This window comes from Amycolatopsis sp., assembly GCF_035276945.1.
Taxonomy (GTDB): domain Bacteria; phylum Actinomycetota; class Actinomycetes; order Mycobacteriales; family Pseudonocardiaceae; genus Amycolatopsis_E.
On the sequence record NZ_DATELF010000032.1, the window covers coordinates 83669 to 99467 of the forward strand.

17 protein-coding genes, 1 tRNA gene and 1 pseudogene are annotated in these 15799 nt (G+C 68.9%); 14 read left to right on the top strand and 5 right to left on the bottom strand.

Annotated elements, in window-relative coordinates; all coding sequences use genetic code 11:
• Window positions 1–36: 36 nt before the first annotated feature.
• Window positions 37–879: a carbohydrate ABC transporter permease gene (locus VJT49_RS04590; RefSeq protein ID WP_324163414.1), complete on the top strand. Its 843-nt coding sequence runs from the start codon at window positions 37–39 to the stop codon at window positions 877–879.
• Here the strand turns inward: VJT49_RS04590 and VJT49_RS04595 are convergent.
• Window positions 869–1912, bottom strand: coding sequence for a LacI family DNA-binding transcriptional regulator (locus VJT49_RS04595; RefSeq protein ID WP_324163415.1), 1044 nt, complete (start codon window positions 1910–1912; stop codon window positions 869–871). The two genes, VJT49_RS04590 and VJT49_RS04595, sit on opposite strands and share 11 nt — an antisense overlap.
• A 258-nt stretch (window positions 1913–2170) precedes the next feature.
• Here VJT49_RS04595 and VJT49_RS04600 point away from each other — a divergent pair, with 258 nt between their 5' ends.
• The gene (locus VJT49_RS04600) at window positions 2171–2506 is read left to right on the top strand and encodes a hypothetical protein (RefSeq protein WP_324163416.1); all 336 of its coding nucleotides are present in this window, start codon (window positions 2171–2173) and stop codon (window positions 2504–2506) included.
• Window positions 2507–2693: 187 nt separating this feature from the next.
• The gene (locus VJT49_RS04605) at window positions 2694–2783 is read left to right on the top strand and encodes a pectate lyase (protein WP_324163417.1); all 90 of its coding nucleotides are present in this window, start codon (window positions 2694–2696) and stop codon (window positions 2781–2783) included.
• A 275-nt stretch (window positions 2784–3058) separates the two neighbouring features.
• Here the strand turns inward: VJT49_RS04605 and VJT49_RS04610 are convergent, their stop codons facing one another.
• Window positions 3059–3487, bottom strand: coding sequence for an Hsp20/alpha crystallin family protein (locus VJT49_RS04610; RefSeq protein WP_324163418.1), 429 nt, complete (start codon window positions 3485–3487; stop codon window positions 3059–3061).
• 141 nt (window positions 3488–3628) lie between these two features.
• Between VJT49_RS04610 and VJT49_RS04615 the strand changes: the two genes are divergently transcribed.
• Both VJT49_RS04615 and VJT49_RS04620 read left to right on the top strand, forming a co-directional pair.
• Entirely contained in the window at window positions 3629–5284 is a 1656-nt protein-coding gene (locus VJT49_RS04615) for an FAD-dependent oxidoreductase (protein WP_324163419.1), read from the top strand.
• Window positions 5281–6717, top strand: a complete 1437-nt coding sequence (locus VJT49_RS04620) for a sensor histidine kinase (protein WP_324163420.1) — start codon at window positions 5281–5283, stop codon at window positions 6715–6717. The genes VJT49_RS04615 and VJT49_RS04620 overlap by 4 nt, the downstream gene beginning before the upstream one ends.
• Window positions 6718–6787: 70 nt before the next feature.
• Here the strand turns inward: VJT49_RS04620 and VJT49_RS04625 are convergent, their stop codons facing one another.
• Window positions 6788–7249, bottom strand: coding sequence for an ArsI/CadI family heavy metal resistance metalloenzyme (locus VJT49_RS04625; protein ID WP_324163421.1), 462 nt, complete (start codon window positions 7247–7249; stop codon window positions 6788–6790).
• Between the two features lie 146 nt (window positions 7250–7395).
• On the opposite strand from VJT49_RS04625, the gene VJT49_RS04630 reads away from it, so the two are divergent.
• The 8 genes and pseudogenes from VJT49_RS04630 (at window position 7396) to VJT49_RS04665 (ending at window position 13825) form a co-directional block, all read left to right on the top strand.
• The gene (locus VJT49_RS04630) at window positions 7396–7719 is read left to right on the top strand and encodes an ArsR/SmtB family transcription factor (RefSeq protein WP_414635814.1); all 324 of its coding nucleotides are present in this window, start codon (window positions 7396–7398) and stop codon (window positions 7717–7719) included.
• Between the two features lie 55 nt (window positions 7720–7774).
• Window positions 7775–8168 (top strand): annotated as a pseudogene (locus VJT49_RS04635) (arsenate reductase ArsC); the annotation flags it as partial.
• 345 nt (window positions 8169–8513) lie between these two features.
• Entirely contained in the window at window positions 8514–9686 is a 1173-nt protein-coding gene (locus VJT49_RS04640; RefSeq protein ID WP_324163423.1) for a hypothetical protein, read from the top strand.
• A gap of 45 nt (window positions 9687–9731) precedes the next feature.
• Complete coding sequence (locus VJT49_RS04645) at window positions 9732–10283, top strand: biotin transporter BioY (protein WP_324163424.1); 552 nt, start codon at window positions 9732–9734, stop codon at window positions 10281–10283.
• 2 nt (window positions 10284–10285) lie between these two features.
• Window positions 10286–11470, top strand: a complete 1185-nt coding sequence (locus tag VJT49_RS04650; RefSeq protein WP_324163425.1) for a class I adenylate-forming enzyme family protein — start codon at window positions 10286–10288, stop codon at window positions 11468–11470.
• A complete protein-coding gene (locus tag VJT49_RS04655; RefSeq protein WP_324163426.1) occupies window positions 11467–12579 on the top strand; it encodes a thiolase family protein in 1113 nt (370 codons plus the stop codon). Before VJT49_RS04650 ends, VJT49_RS04655 begins: the two co-directional genes overlap by 4 nt.
• Window positions 12576–13250 carry an ABC transporter ATP-binding protein gene (locus VJT49_RS04660; RefSeq protein ID WP_324163427.1) on the top strand — a complete coding sequence of 225 codons (675 nt, stop codon included), beginning with the start codon at window positions 12576–12578 and terminating at the stop codon, window positions 13248–13250. The genes VJT49_RS04655 and VJT49_RS04660 overlap by 4 nt, the downstream gene beginning before the upstream one ends.
• Window positions 13247–13825 (top strand): energy-coupling factor transporter transmembrane component T, encoded by a 579-nt coding sequence (locus VJT49_RS04665; protein WP_324163428.1) that lies wholly within the window; start codon window positions 13247–13249, stop codon window positions 13823–13825. The genes VJT49_RS04660 and VJT49_RS04665 overlap by 4 nt, the downstream gene beginning before the upstream one ends.
• Before the next feature lie 24 nt (window positions 13826–13849).
• Here VJT49_RS04665 and kynU read toward each other — a convergent pair whose 3' ends face one another.
• Together kynU and VJT49_RS04675 are read right to left on the bottom strand one after the other, a co-directional pair.
• The gene (gene kynU / locus VJT49_RS04670; protein ID WP_324163429.1) at window positions 13850–15076 is read right to left on the bottom strand and encodes a kynureninase; all 1227 of its coding nucleotides are present in this window, start codon (window positions 15074–15076) and stop codon (window positions 13850–13852) included.
• Window position 15077: 1 nt separating this feature from the next.
• A complete protein-coding gene (locus VJT49_RS04675) occupies window positions 15078–15503 on the bottom strand; it encodes a nuclear transport factor 2 family protein (RefSeq protein ID WP_324163430.1) in 426 nt (141 codons plus the stop codon).
• A 124-nt stretch (window positions 15504–15627) separates the two neighbouring features.
• On the opposite strand from VJT49_RS04675, the gene VJT49_RS04680 reads away from it, so the two are divergent.
• Window positions 15628–15700 (top strand) — tRNA-Lys (locus tag VJT49_RS04680).
• The last annotated feature ends 99 nt before the right edge of the window (window positions 15701–15799 follow it).

Sequence of the window (15799 nt, forward strand, 5' to 3'; positions counted from 1 at the left end):
CTTGCAGAACTGTGGCATCGGGACGGAGGGCTCGAAATGCGTGATGCCGCCTGGGTTCGCGTCACGCGCGTTTTCGTGCTTGTCGTGCTGACGGTCTTCACGGTGGTACCGCTGTACGTGATGCTGGTGTCCGCGGTGAAGCCCCTGCGGGACGTGCAAAGCCTGTTCACCTTCTGGCCGTCGGTCATGACCGTGCAGCCGTTCATCGACATGTGGCGGACCGTCCCGCTGGCGCACTATTTCATCAACAGCCTCTGGATATCCCTGGGGGCGAGCGTGTTGAGCGTGCTCATCGCGATCCTCGCCGGGTACGCGGTGAGCCGCTACCGGTTCCGCGGCAGGAGTGGATTCCTGGCCACGGTGCTGTCCACCCAGATGTTCCCGGGCATCCTGTTCCTGCTGCCGCTGTTCTTGATCTACGTCAACCTGGACCGGGCCGCCGGGTTCCACCTGTTCGGCACCCGGTCCGGGCTGGTGATCACCTACCTGACGTTCTCGCTGCCGTTCGCGATCTGGCTGCTGGTCGGCTACTTCGACTCGATTCCCCGTGAACTCGACGAAGCGGCGCTGGTGGACGGTTCCGGGCCGCTGGGCGCGCTGGTCCGGGTGGTGCTGCCGGTGGCGCTGCCCGGGGTGGCCGCGGTGACGATCTACGCGTTCATGACCGCGTGGACCGAGGTGTTGTTCGCCTCGGTGCTGACCACCACGGAAACCCGCACGCTGGCGGTCGGCCTCCGTGCCTACGCCACTCAGTCCAATGTGTACTGGAACCAGGTGATGGCGGCGTCGCTGGTGGTCAGCGTCCCGGTGGTGCTCGGCTTCCTGCTCCTGCAGAAGGCGCTGGTCAGGGGACTCACCGCGGGGGCGGTCAAGGCCTGACGGGCGGGGTGGACTCGCGCAGCACCAGCGACACGGGCAGCGCGCGGCGGCCGGGTCGGACGTCCTCGCCCGCGGCCAGCCGCATCAGCACGGCGACCATCTCGCGGACCTGCTCGGCCGGATCCTGGTGCACCGAGCTCAGCGGCGGGCTCATCGCGGGCGCCAGCGTCGGGTTGTCGTCGAAGCCGATGATCGCGACGTCCCGAGGCACGCGCCGCTTCGCGGCCCGCAGGGCTCGCAGCGCGCCGGCCGCCATGGGGTCGCTCGCCGCGAACACCGCGTCGAGGTCCGGGGCGCGTTCGAGCAGCTTCGTCATGGCGTGTTCGCCGCCGTCGAAGGTGAATTCGCCGTCCTCGGCCAGGCCGTCGGGGTCGATACCGTGCTCGGCCAGTTCTTTCCGCCAGCCGCCGTGGCGGTCCTGCGCGGCCGGATGGTCGCGGGGGCCGGTGATGGTGGCGATGCGGCGGCGGCCCAGCGAGACCAGGTGCCGCACGGCGAGCCGGGCGCCGCCCCGGTTGTCGAAGTCGATCACGTGCAGGCCACGGGTGGTTCCGGCCCTGCCGCCGAACACGATCGGAAGCGGAAGCGCTTTCAGCGCGGCGGGCAGGGGGTCGTCGCGATGCGGCGCGAACACGAGCGCGCCGTCGACGTGGCCGGCGCCGAGGAACCGGGCCGTCACGGGCACGTCGTCGGCGCTGTCCACGAACATCACCAGCATCTGGCTGCCCACCCGCGCCAGCTCGCGGAAGCCCGCGCGCACCACGGCGGCGAAGTACGGGTCGTCGAGCACCTTGGACTCGGGCTCGGACAGCAGCAGCGCGACCGCTCCGGTGCGCCGGGTGACCAGAGACCTCGCCGCCTGGTTCGGTGAGTAGTCGAGCGCCTGTGCCGCGGCCAGGACGGCGTCGCGGGCCTTCGGGCTGACGTAGCTCTCCTCGTTGAGCACACGGGAGGCCGTCGAGCGGGAAACGCCGGCCTTGGCCGCGACGTCCTCCAACGTCGGCCGGCCGCTCCGGACTGGTCGAGGAGCCACCAACCCACCCTCTCACGTCAGCTGATCACTGTGGACCCAGCTTAATCGTTGGGGGCCAGGAAAGTTTCACCCCGGGCCAGGCATGGTCCCAGCTCGGGGTTTTCACAAACGGGCAGGCGGGTGACAACCGGGCCAAGACGTTGTGTTGGCGCTCACACGGTAGTTGTTCCCGCCGGAAATCGTTTCCGAATCTCCGCCCGCGCCTCGGAGTCCCTTCGACGGTTTCCATCGGAATCATGGAGAAGAAGAGGTTCGTCAATGACGATGAAACTACGCGCCGCACTGCTCGAAGCGATTACTTCGCTCAACCGCACGGGAACCGCGCCGACGGCGGGACTCAGATCCCACAGCACCCTCGCTCCGGCCTCGCGCGCCATGGCGTTCACCCGCGCCATGTCCAGGAGTTCGCCGCCATTGTCGGGGGCGCTCCCAGGAACCGCCGCTGCGGCGAGCTGGCCGACGGCGAACGGTCCGCGGGCCGTACCGGCCACGATCAAGGTGACCGGCACCTTCGACGGTGGTATGAAACGGTTCTACGGCACCGGCGGCCAGGACGAGGACCAGGGTTCCATTTTCGAACTGGCCGCGGGGTGACGCTGAAGAACGTGTTACTGGGCAACCCCGCCGCCGACGGCGTGCACTGCCTCGGCACCCGCACACTGATCAAACGTGTGGTGGGAGGCTGTCGGCGAGGACGCCGTCACGCTCAGACGATGAACATCAATGGCGGGGCGTCCGGCTTGCCTCCGGCAAGGTCTTCCAGCACAACGGTCCCGGCGCCATGTACATCAGCAGTTTACAGGTGGAGGACTGCGGCGAGCTTTACCGGTCGTGCGGTAACTGCAAAACCCGTACAAGTGCAACATCGTGATTTCCAACGTCACCGCCACCGTGCCCGGAAAGGCTATCGCGGGAACAAACACCGGTGACCTCGCGAAGTTCAGCAATATCACGATCATCGGCGACAGCAAGAAGAAGATCAAGATCTGCGACAAGTACAGGGGTGTCACCAAGGGTGAGCCGACCGAGGTCGGCAGCGGTCCGGGCAGCACAAGCTGTCTCTACAGTTCGTCGGACATCAGCTACAAATGGGCGCTGACCCTCGCGAGTCCCCCTCCCCGGGGGGAGGGGGACTCGCGCTTTCGGTCACGAGACGGCGATGCGACGCGGCTTCGCCTCCTGGCTCTTCGGCACGCGGACCGTCAGCACCCCGTCGGCCATCGAGGCGTCGACGGCGGTGGTGTCCACCCGGGGAGGCAGGCTGATCCGGTAGGCGAACTTGCCGGTGCGGCGTGTGCGGCGGTGGAACAGGCCTTCGCGCTCCTGCTCCTTGAGCTCACCGGTGATGCCCAGCTCGTCGCGGTTCAGCTCGATGTCGACGTCCTCCCTGCGGACACCTGGCAGGTCGAGCTCGATCAGGTACTCGTCGTCGGTCTCCGAGACGTCGGCGAGCGGCGACCACGTCGTCGAGCCGGTCAGCCGGGTCAACTGACCGAAGAGGTCGTCGAACTCACGGAACGGGTCCCAGCGCAGCAGCTGGGGAGTGTAGGACGAGCGCACGGCGGGCAGCGCCATGGCTCTCACCTCCTCGTTGGGGGATCGGAACCTTCACCTGGTACTACGAACTTGAGCCTGGTTTTGTTCCCAAAGTTGAGTGCGAGAGGCTCAACTAGAATCCCGGCCCACAGGAGCCGCCAGAAGCCGTAGGGTTCCCATGTGAGCCTCCCCATCCTGATGACCGTCGACGACGATCCCGCCGTCTCGCGGTCGGTCGCCCGCGACCTCCGCCGTCGCTACGGTCAGGACTACCGCGTCGTACGCGCCGGCTCGGGCGCGGACGCGCTCGACGCGCTACGTGAAATCAAGTTGCGTGGGGACCGTGTCGTCGCGATCCTCGCCGACTACCGGATGCCGGAGATGGACGGCATCGCGTTCCTCGAGCGGGCCATGGACCTGTTCCCGGACGCACGCCGCGCCCTGCTGACCGCCTACGCCGACACCGAGGCCGCAATCCAGGCGATCAACGTCGTCGACGTCGACCACTACCTGCTCAAGCCGTGGGACCCGCCGGACGAGAAGCTCTACCCGGTAGTCGACCAGCTCGTGGACACCTGGCGCGCGATGGGGAGCAGGCCCGTCGTCGCGGAGGCGAAGGTGATCGGGCACCGGTGGTCCGCGCCGACCTACCGGGTCCGCGACTTCCTGGCCCGTAACTCCGTGCCCTACCGCTGGTACTCGGTCGACGAGCCGGAAGGTGGCCGCCTGCTGGAGGCCGCCGGCGCCACTCAGCAGGACATCCCCGTGCTGATCACCTCGGACGGGACCGTGCTCCGCAAGCCCGCCGGGGCCGAGCTCGCCGACGCGGTGGGGCTGTCCACGCGCCCGGCCGAGGACTTCTACGACCTGATCGTCATCGGTGGCGGGCCGGCCGGGCTCGGCGCCGCCGTCTACGGCGCCTCCGAGGGGCTGCGCACCGTACTCGTCGAGCGGAAGGCGACCGGCGGCCAGGCCGGCCAGTCCTCACGGATCGAGAACTACCTCGGGTTCCCTGACGGGGTTTCCGGTGCGCAGCTGACCGGCCGGGCTCGCCGGCAGGCGCAGAAGTTCGGCGCCGAGGTGCTCACCGCCCGTGACGTGGTGAGCCTGGAAGTGTGCGGTTCGGCCAGGGTCGTCCGGTTCGGGGACGGCACCGAACTGGCCGCGCACGCCGTGGTGCTCGCGACCGGGGTGTCCTATCGCGAGCTGCGGGCCCAGGGCGTCGCCGGCCTGACCGGCCGCGGGGTCTTCTACGGATCGGCCTCGACCGAAGCACCGGCGTGCGAGGGTGAGCACGTCTACATCGTGGGCGGGGCCAACTCGGCGGGGCAGGCCGCGGTGTTCTTTTCCGGCCATGCCAAGAACGTCTCCATCCTGGTTCGCGGTGCCTCGCTACGGGACTCGATGTCCCACTACCTGATCGAGCAACTGGACGCGATCGACAACGTCCATGTGCGCACCGCGACCACGGTCGAGGCCGTGCACGGCGACGATCACCTGGAAGCGTTGACGTTGTGTGAAAAGGGACAGCTCGAGAGGGTGCCCACGGGTCACCTGTTCGTGTTCATCGGCGCCGCCCCGCGCACCGAATGGCTCGGCGACAGCATCGTTCGCGATGAGCACGGGTTCGTCTGCACGGGCCCGGACCTGCTCGTCGACGGCCGTCGGCCGCCGGGGTGGTCGCTCGACCGGGACCCGCTGCACCTGGAGGCCTCGATTCCCGGCGTGTTCGTCGCGGGTGATGTGCGGTCCCAGTCGGTGAAGCGGGTGGCCTCCGCAGTCGGCGAGGGTGCGATGGCCGTGACCCTCGTGCACCGTTACCTGGAGGCCCGATGACCAACCCGCGGCCCGAGCCCCCGCTGTCCCGGGAATTCCTCCGGGGCCTGTTCCTGTTCGAAAGCCTCGACGACGCCCAGTTGGACTGGATAGCCGCGCACGGCAAGGTCGAGGAGTATCCGGCTCGCACGAAAGTGATCGGTGAGGGCGACCCGGCCACCTGTTTCTACCTGCTGCTTTCCGGCGCGCTGCGGATGACCAGGATGGTCGGCGGCACCGAGGTGGAGACCACGCGCAGCGATCAGCGGGGTGTCTACTGCGGAGCGACGCGGTTCTTCTTCCACCAGGTTCAGGAGCAGTACCAGGCTTCGGTGTACGCGATCACCGACCTGGCGTTCCTCACGCTGCCCGCCGAGGAGTTCGCCGCACGGTTCCGTGCCTGGTTCCCGATGGCGACCCATCTGCTCGAGGGTTTCTTCCTCGGCTGGCGTAACGCAGACGCCGTGATCGGGCAACGCCGCCGCCTGCTCGCGCTCGGCGAGCTGTCCGCCGGGCTCACCCACGAGCTCAACAACCCGGCGGCCGCGGCCGTCCGCGCGACCGCCGCGCTGCGTGAGCGGGTCGCCGGGATGCGGCACAAGCTGGCGATCCTGGCCAAGAAGGACATCGATCCGGACCTGCTGGAACAACTGCTCGAGGTGCAGGAACAGCTGGTCAAGCAGGTTGCCGACGCGCAGCCGTTGACCGCCATGCGACAGGCGGACCGGGAGGACGAGATCGGGGACTGGCTGGAGGACCACGGCCTCCAGCAGGGCTGGGACCTCGCGCCGATCTTCGTCTCCGCCGGGCTCACCGCCGAAAGTCTCGACCACGTGCTCGACTCGGTCGGCGAGGAGCTCATCGACGGCGCCGTGCGCTGGCTGGCGTACGCGCTGGAGACCGAGATGCTGATGGGCGAGATCGAGGACTCCACCACCCGGATCTCGGCGCTGATCGGAGCGGCCAAGCAGTACTCCCAGATGGACCGCGCGCCGCACCAGTGGATCGACGTGCACGAGGGCCTCGACTCGACGCTGATCATGCTGGCCAGCATGATCGGCGCGGGGATCACGGTGGTCAAGGACTACGACCGCACCCTGCCCACCGTGCCCGCCTACGCGGGGGAACTGAACCAGGTGTGGACGAACCTGATCGACAACGCGGTGAGTGCCATGTCGGGCTCGGGTATCCTGACCGTCCGCACCGCCCGGTCGAACGATCACGTCCTGGTTGAGATCGGCGACACCGGACCCGGTATTCCGGCGGAGACCAGGCAACGGATCTTCGAACCGTTCTTCACCACGAAACCGGTCGGCGAAGGGACCGGCCTGGGCCTGGACATCTCGTGGCGGATCGTGGTCGACCGCCATCGTGGCGACCTGCGGGTGGAGTCCGAACCGGGAAACACCCGGTTCCAGGTCCAGCTCCCGTTGACCGAACCGCTCCCGGAGTGAGTTCACCGACTGCGGGGGAAAGCGCACGGGGATAGCGCTTTCTCCCGCTCCCGCCGGACGAGTCCGGCGATCATCGTGGGTTTCGCCCTTCGGCCGGAGTGCGGCCGGGGTCGAGTGGGGTGCAGCAGGCGTCCGGCGCCTCCTCGGCGGTCTTGCCGAGGGTGTCGGCGTCGCCCTTGACCACGTAGACCTCCCACGGCTCCTTGCCGGGACCGGTCACCCACACCTTGTCCTGCAGCGCGTAACAGCACGAGGTGTCGTTCTCCTCGAAGGTCGCCAGGCCGGCGTCCCGCAGCCGGGTGGTGGTGGCGGTGACCTCCTCAGTGTTGGCGACTTCCACGCCGAGGTGGTCCAGCCGGGTTTCCTGGCCGGGCTCGCCCTCGATGAGCACGAGTTTCAACGGCGGTTCGGCGATGGCGAAGTTGGCATAGCCCTCGCGGCGCTTGGCCGGCCCGGTGCCGAACAGCTTGGCATAGAAGGCGATCGAGCCTTCCAGGTCGGCGACACGCAGGGCGAGCTGGACACGGGACATCACAGGCTCCCATCGGAAACGACTTGTATCGACAGACGTCGATATAGAGGTAGGTTGCCACCGAGATAGACGGCTGTCAACATAGAGCTGTGTCGAAACAAGCTGGTCTACCGCTCCTCGCGGAGGGTACGGGGTGCTGTGCGCCGATGGTCCGTGAGCCGCTGGGTGAGGACGCGGCAGTCGAGCTGTCGCGGATGTTCAAGGCCCTGTCGGACCCGGTCCGGCTGCGGCTGCTGTCGCTGATCGCCTCGCACGAGGGCGGTGAGGCGTGTGTCTGCGAGCTGATCGGCCCGTTCGACGTGTCCCAGCCGACGATCTCCCACCATCTGAAGGTGCTGCGGGAAGCCGGGCTGGCCGACTGCGAACGGCGCGGCACCTGGGTCTACTACTGGGTGCTCCCGGACGCCCTCGCGCGGCTGTCCGGCCTGCTCCAGGCCCCCGCGGCACCGGCAACGGTGGTCGGCGCGTGAGCGGCGCGGTGCCGCTGCTCCGGCGGGCGGCGGCCGAAAGGCAGGCTCCGACCCCATGACCGCCTCCGCCCCACCGTCCGTGCTGTTCGTCCGCGTGCACAACGCCGGACGGTCCCAGATGGCCGCCGCGTTCCCCACCCACCTCGCCGGCGGCCGGATCGAGGTCCGCTCGGCCGGTTCCGCACCGGCCGGACACGTCAACCCGGCCGTGGTGGAGGCGATACGGGAAGTCGGCATCGACATCTCCGCCGAGATCCCCAAGTACTCACCGCCGACGCCGTGCGGTCTTCGGACGTGGTGAGCACCATGGGCTGTGGGACGCCTGCCCGGTATTCCCCGGCAAGCGCCACCTCGACTGGAAACTCGACGACCCGGCGGGCCAAGGGGTCGAGGCCGTGCGGCCGATCCGCGATGCCATCGAGCGACGCACCCGCGGCCTGCTCGGCGAATTCGGCATCCCGGCGGTGGCCCCACCGTCCACTGAAAACAACCGCTCGCGAACGCCAGTATTTCACTTTTCGCGCTCATTGTTCGTGGCCGCGCACCGACCACTGAGGGTATCAATTCGATCACTGGACGGCGGCGGCGTCCAGTGCCGGTCTCACTGTCCTGACCGGGCGTTATGTTGCGCCGGCTCGTCATCCGTTTGCCGGGCGTCGCTGCGCCGTAAGGGGGAATTGTCCAAGAAACAGTAATGGCGGGGCGCCGGTTTACGAGTACAGGGTGTACGGGTGGGAGGTATTCGTGGATGCAGCGGGGAACAAGGGGCGGAGCGTTCTCGACGATGCCTCCCAGTGCTCGAAGCCGTTTCCCACAGCCACGGCACCGGGCCGTCCGGGCTGGCGCGAATCCGCGGCCTGCCGAAGGCCACGACGTGCCGGCTCGTGGAGCAACTCGCCGAACCCGGTGCGGTCCGGCGGCACGAGCAGCGCTACCACAATCTTCGGCCTGGCGGAGAAGGCATGAACAATCGCGCGGTGAATGTCACGTGGAGCCGCGGCATGGCCTTCGGCCGGGGAGTGAACCTGCTCGACGGCGCCGGTGCGGGGTTCGGGGTGGATCCGGGTGAGGTCGGCGAAACATCCGCGGCGCGGGTGGTCGACTACGGGATCAAGGTCGCGAATGGACTGGAAGACCTGTACTCCTCGGTCGGCCTGTCCGCCGACGGTGTTTTCGGTGACGAGGGCAAGGCGGGATTCGTCAAACAGGTGAGCTTCAACTCGTATTCCACGTTCCTGATCGCACGACGTGCCGTCGAAAGCTCTTTCCGCCACTGCCGGTCCGCCACGCTGGGTGCGGATGCCTGGAACCTGCTCGAAAAGGGGGAGTCCGAGATATTCCGGCGCCGCTACGGCGACGGTTATGTCCGGGGCGTGCGGATCGGCGGCGAGTTCGTCGCGATCATCGAGATCTCCGACGACGAGCTGACCGCCACCACGTATCAGCGCGGCGGCCGGGGCGGGCAGCCGGTCTCCGATGTCGACTCGATGCTGGTCCGGCTCCGCGAATTCCCCAGCCTGGTCGCCGAGAACCAGGTTCCGTACGAAGCCGAAGTCGCCGCCTACGAGACGCTGTCCAGGCCCGCGGGTTGTGCGCTGGTCGACATCGCGGTACGCCGCCGCATGCTCGACGAGTACGCGCGCCTGACCATGCGCCTGATGTCACTGCGCGGAGACGTCGAGTTCGTCCAGCTCAATCCGGAGCTGTTCGCCGATCCGCCCGACCTGCTCACGCTCAATGAGTGGCAGCTTCACATCGCCGGGGAGATCACGAAGGTGTCCCGGCAGGCGTCCGCCTGCGCGGACCGCGCGGACACCGAGTGCCCGGAGCTCGCGCTGAACCTCCCCGAGGGATACCGGATGCCGGAGCGGAAGGTGCCGGTGGAATTGCGCGCTGCCCTGTTGGCGGTGCTGCCCCCGGCAGGAGGAGACAAGGCCCCAGGCGCCTGTCGCCTTCCGACAATGTGACGCTCGTCTTTTTGGATTACCCGGGACGCCGGTTACCGTGCCGACGTGCCAACTTCACGTGCCGGCCTGCCTGCCACCGACCTTGCCAGGACGGTCGTGTTCGCGGCCTTCATCGCGGTACTCGGGCTCTTTCCCGGGATCTACGTCGGCGGCTCCGGCGTACCGATCGTGCTGCAGAACATCGGGCCCCTGCTGGCCGGGAGCGTCTTCGGCCCGCGCCGGGGCACGGCCTCCGTTGTGCTGTTCCTGGCGCTGACCGCGCTGGGCCTGCCACTGCTGTCCGGCGGCCGCGGCGGCATCGGCCCGTTTCTCGGCCCCAGCGGTGGTTTCCTGCTCGGCTGGATACCGTCCGCCCTGGTCGTGGGCCTGATCGTGACAAGGGCCAAGCGGCCCACGCTCCCCGTGCTGCTGGTCGCCAACCTCGCCGGCCTGGTCGTCGATTACGCGCTCGGCGTCGGGTGGCTCGGCGTTTACACCGGTCACCTCGGCACCGCGGCGGTGCAGTCGCTGGTGTTCGTGCCGGGTGACCTGGCGAAGGTCGTGGTCGCGTCGCTGATCGCGGTCGTCGTGGGCCGGGCGGGCTGGAGCCGGGCATAGCCGTGCTGGAACGGGTCTACGGCGCGGCGCGGGAACTGGCCGCACGGGGAGTCGTCGAAGGAACTCGCGTCGCTGTCGAGTCCGCCGACGTGCTCCCGTGGTTCCTCGGCGCGGATCTGCTGGGCGCGGCGACACTCGTGGTCGAGCCGTCTTGGACCCTTCGCGAGCGTGACGCGGTGCTCGAGGACGCGCGCCCGGACGTCGTGGCGACCGGGAGCCCCGAGCCCTCGAGCGAGATCGTGCCGCGCGCCGGCGACGAGAACACCCACTTCTACCTGCCGGCGACCTCGGGGAGCAGCGGCCGCCCGAAGGTTCTCCTCCGCACGCGCCACTCGTGGTCACGCAGTTTCGCCGCGCTCGGGCGGTTCCCGGAGGGCGGGCCGGTGCTCATTCCGGGCCCGCTCAGCTCGTCTTTGTTCCTGTTCGGCGCCCTGCACGCGATGTGGGGTGGGCACGAGGTCCGGCTGCTGCCACGCTGGAAACCGGAAGCGGCTTGCGTGGACGTCACCGCGGTGCATCTCGTGCCCGCGATGCTGTCGAACCTGCTCGCGGTGGTGGAGCGCCGTCCTGACCTGCGAGATGGCTGCGCCTTGCGAACCGTGGTCTGTGGCGGCGCGCATGTCGACGACAACCTGCGCACCCGGTTCGCCCGCCTGCTCCCGCGCGCGGAGCTGGTCGAGTACTACGGCTCGGCCGAGCATTCGCTGATCGCCCTCCGCCGGGACGACCGCGGACTGCTTCCGGCGCCGGATGTCGAGCTCGACATCCGTGACGGAATCCTGTGGGTTCGCTCGCCGCTGAGCTTCAGTGGCTACCTTCGCCAAGGCGTGCTGGTGCCGGCGCCGGAATGGTCCACGGTGGAGGATCGGGTCGAGCGGGCCGCGTCCGGCGCGCTCACCGTTCTCGGACGGGCAAGCATGATGGTGTCGAGTGGCGGCAAACTGGTGGCCGTCGAGGAGGTGGAGTCCGTCTTGCGCCAGGTGCCGGGCGTGGTGGACGTGCTCGTCACGGGCACCCCCCACCCGACTCTCGGCGCCGTCGTGACGGCCGTCGTCGAGGGCGAGCCGGACCTGCGTGACCTGCGGGCGGCGGCGCGCGCGGGGCTCGAGCCCGGCAAGCGGCCGCGGCGCTGGCTGAAGACGGACGCCCTGCCCCGCACCGCCTCCGGCAAGCTGCGCAGGTCATGAACCGGACCCCGGTCGTCGTCGCGGCCCGCCGGACACCCGTCGGGAAGGCGGGTGGCGCGCTGCGGCGGTTCACTGTGGACGAACTCGCCGCGCCCGTGCTGCGCGCCGTGCTCGACGACGCGGGACTGAGCACAGTGGACGACGTGCTCCTCGGCAACGTCTTCGGCCCGGGCGGAAACCCGGCCAGGGTCGCGGCGTTGCGGGCCGGGCTGGGCGGGCCGGTACCGGGCATGACCGTCGACCGGCAGTGCGCGAGCGGGCTGGCCGCGATCACCCTGGCGGCCACGATGATCCGTGTGGGGGAGGGCGAGGCATATCTCGCGGGCGGTGTCGAAAGCCCGTCCACGGCGCCTTACCGGGCGTGGCGAACCGAGCCGCCCACCTGGTACACGCGCGCGCCGTTCGCCCCGGCGGACATCGGTGACCCCGAGATGGGGGTGGCCGCCGATCTCGTCGCGGCCGAGGCGGGCATTTCGCGCGAACGTCAGGACGCCTTCGCCGCGCGAAGCCACGCGAGGGCCATCGAGGCTCAACGTGCGGGCCGGTTCGACAGGGAACTGGTTGCCCTTGGGGGCGTCGACCGCGACGAGCGTCCCCGCGCCGGCTTCACCGTGGAAAGGTTGGCCCGGTTCCGGCCCGCCTTCACGCCGGAGGGCACCGCGACCGCGGCCAACTCGTGCGGGATCAACGACGGCGCGGCGGCCGTGCTGGTGGTCAGCGAAGAGGTGCGGCGCCGCTTGGGACGGCCGGGGTTGCGGCTGGTCGCCTCGGCGACCTCGGCCGTCGACCCGAACCGGCTCGGCCTTGGCGCGGTGCCCGCGATGCGGAAAGTGCTGGACCATCGACCAGGCGCCGGACCAGACGCCGTCGAGTTCAACGAAGCCTTCGCGGGACAGGCGTTGGCGTGCCTCGACGCGGCCGGTATCGACGAGTACACGGTGAGTCCGGACGGCGGGGCGATCGCGCTCGGCCACCCGTGGGGCGCGTCCGGCGCGGTGCTGGTGGTGCGGCTGTTCAGCTCGCTCGTCGGTACGGGAGGCTGTGGGCTGGCGGCCCTGTCGGCGGGCGGGGGCGTGGGGGTGGCGAGCTTGTGGGAGGCGGTCGAGTGATTCAGTTCGATCAGGTCGGGCACAACTACGGTGACCGGACGGTGCTGTCCGATGTGGACGTCTCACTCGGCGAACGGCGGGTCGCCTTCGTCGGCGCCAACGGTTCCGGCAAGTCGACCCTGGCCCGGATGATCAACGGTTTGGTGCACCCGAGCACCGGCCGCGTACTGGTGGACGGGCTGGATCCCAGCCGGAACGGGCGGGAGGTCCGGCGCCGGGTCGGCTTCCTGTTCACCAATCCGGACAGCCAGATCGTGATGCCGACCGCGGGCGAGGACGTGGCGTTTTCCCTGCGGCGGACCAGGCTACCGGCGAAGGAACGGCTGCGGCGCGCCGAACGGGTGCTGGCCGAACACGGGCTCGGTGGCTATGCCGACCACCCGGCGCATCAGCTTTCCGGTGGGCAGAAGCAACTGCTCGCGTTGTGCTCGATGCTGGTGCTGGAGCCCGACGTGCTGGTGTGCGACGAGCCGACGACCCTGCTCGACCTGCGCAACACGCGACGGTTCGTCGACCTGCTCGCCACGCTGTCGCAGCAGATTGTGCTCGTGACGCACGATCTCGACCTGCTCGGCGGATTCGATCGGGTGATCGTGCTCGACGAGGGTCGGGTGGTGGCCGACGACGAGCCCGAGCCCGCCGTGCGGTTCTACCGGAACTTGGCCGGATGACTCCGTTGGGCTGGTACGAGCCGGGTTCGAGCCTGCCGCACCGGGCACCCGCGGGCTGGAAGTTCCTCGTGCTGCTCGGGCTTGCCGGGGCGGTGTTCGCGTTGCGTTCGCCGTGGTGGCTGGGCGGAATCTGCGTCGCCGTCGCGTTCGGGTATGTGCTGGCGAGGATCCCGTTGCGCCGGTGCCGGCAGGTGGCCGTGTCGCTCGGGCTGCTTGTGGTGTTCGTGTTCGCCTTGCAGTGGTGGCTGCAGGGTTTGGACCCGGCCCTGGTGGTGTGCCTGCGGATCGTGGCCGCGCTGGCCGCGGCGAACCTGTTCACCCTCACCACGCGTGTCGAGGACCTTGTGTCCATTGTGGAGCGTGTTACCCGCTCGGAGCGGGTGGGGCTGCTGGTCGGGTTGACGCTGAGGGCGGTCACCGCGTTGTCCGTGATCGCGGGCGAAGTGCGGGAGGCGGCGAAGGCGCGCGGTGCGGAGCGGTCGGCCGTGGCGTTCGCGGTTCCGTTCCTGATCCGGACTCTGCGTCACGCCGATGAACTCGGCGAGGCGTTGGCGGCCCGGGGTGCCGGGGACTAGGCAGGTCACGCGGTGTCCGGCGGGCTAGGTGACCCGGCTCAGCTCGGTGGGGAACTGGTGGTGCGTGCCGAGTTCGAGGATGGTGCGCAGCCGGTCCATGGCGTCCCAGATGTCGGCGAACCTGGTGTACAGCGGGGCCGGCGCCAGCCGGAGCAAATCGGGTACGCGAAAGTCACAGACGACCCCGTCCCGCGCGAGTGCCTGGCACAACTGCCAGGTGCCTGGCCCGCGCAGACAGACGTGGCCGCCGCGCTTCGCCGGATCCCGGGGTGAAGCGACGGAAATCCCGTACTGGACCAGGTCGCGATCGGCACGCTCGATGATCAACTCGCTTTGTCGGACGCTTTTGTCGCGGATCGCGTCGATCCCCGCCTCCACACACACGTTCAGCGCCGGCTCGATGGCGGCCAGTGACAGGATCGGCGGTGTGCCGACCAGAAACCGTTCGATGCCCTCGACCGGGTGGTAGTCCGGGCCCATCACGAACTGGTCCCGCTGCCCGAACCAGCCCCAGATCGGCTGCCGCAGCCTGGTCTGGAGGCTCCGGTGCACGTAGAGGAACGCGGGCGCGCCGGGACCTGCGTTGAGGTGCTTGTACGTGCAACCCACCGCGAGTTCGGCTCCGGCCGCCGTCAACCGCACGGGAACCGCGCCGACGGCGTGACTCAGATCCCACAGCACCCTCGCTCCGGCCTCGCGCGCCATGGCGTTCACCCGCGCCATGTCCAGGAGTTCGCCGGTACGGTAGTTCACCAGGGAAAGCACGACGAGCCCGACTTCTTCATCCAGCGCTCGTCCCAGCTCGCCCGGCTCGATGCCCCGCGCGGTGAGCCCGCGTTCGGCTGCCAGCCCTTGCACGACGTAGCGGTCGGTCGGAAAATCCGTAACGTCGAACAGGATCGTGCCCGGTGACTCGGCCAGCGAGGCCGCGGCAAGCTTGTAAAGGTTTACCGAAGTCGAGTCGGAGATGATCACCTCGCCTTCGTCCGCCCCGAGCAGCCGCGTGCCGAGGAGATCGCCGAGCCGGCGGGCCCAGTCGATCCACGACGACCAGGACCGTACGAGCCCGGTGCCCCACTCCTCGGTGACGATCTTGGCCACGAACCCGGCGGTGGCCGACGGCGGCCTGCCCAGCGAGTTACCGTCCAGGTAGATCAAACTCTCGTCCGGAATCGCGAATCGCCGCCGGAACGGCGCCAGCGGGTCCTCCGCGTCCCGGGCCGCGACGATCTCGCGGGTCAGTTCGGCCATGCTAAGCGGTCGCCAGCCCCTCCGCGGCAAGCCCGGCGAGCACGGCGTCGCCGAGCGCGGTCAGCGCGGTCTGCGGCCGGACCATCACCGTGACCTCCTCGACGAGGCCGTCGTCGTTCAGTTGGATGAGGTCGATGCCGTGGACCTGCCGGCCGCGGACGGTGCCCCGGAAGATCAGGATGTGCGTGCTGGCCTTCCGGCCCGCCGAGGTTTCGGCCCTGCCGCTCACCTCACCGACGTAACGGTAGTCGTTGTTGTCGAACACGCGCCGCATCAGCACCCCGAAGACGCGGAAGACCAACTCGCGTCCCACGTACGGGGTGAACCTGACAGGACTGAAGAACCGGACACCAGGCGCTAAGAGGTCCCTCATGGTGTCATGGTCACGCCGGTCGACAGCATCACGGAAGCGCTCGAAGGTGTTCATGCTCCTCCTTGGTCGCCAACAGACTAGTGGCGCCTGACCGCCGGTGGGACCCTCCGCGAGCGGCCCCGACGGCCCGTGCTAATCTTTTTGGCGTCGCCGAGGGAAGCCAACGCGGCCGGATCAAGCGCCATTAGCTCAACTGGCAGAGCAGCTGACTCTTAATCAGCGGGTTCGGGGTTCGAGTCCCTGATGGCGCACAGTAACCCCAGGTCAGAAGGCCTGGGGTCTTTTGCGTCCAAGATCACGGCCAACCGAAACCCAACCCGTTGGCCGTTGACTACTTACCCGAACTGGCG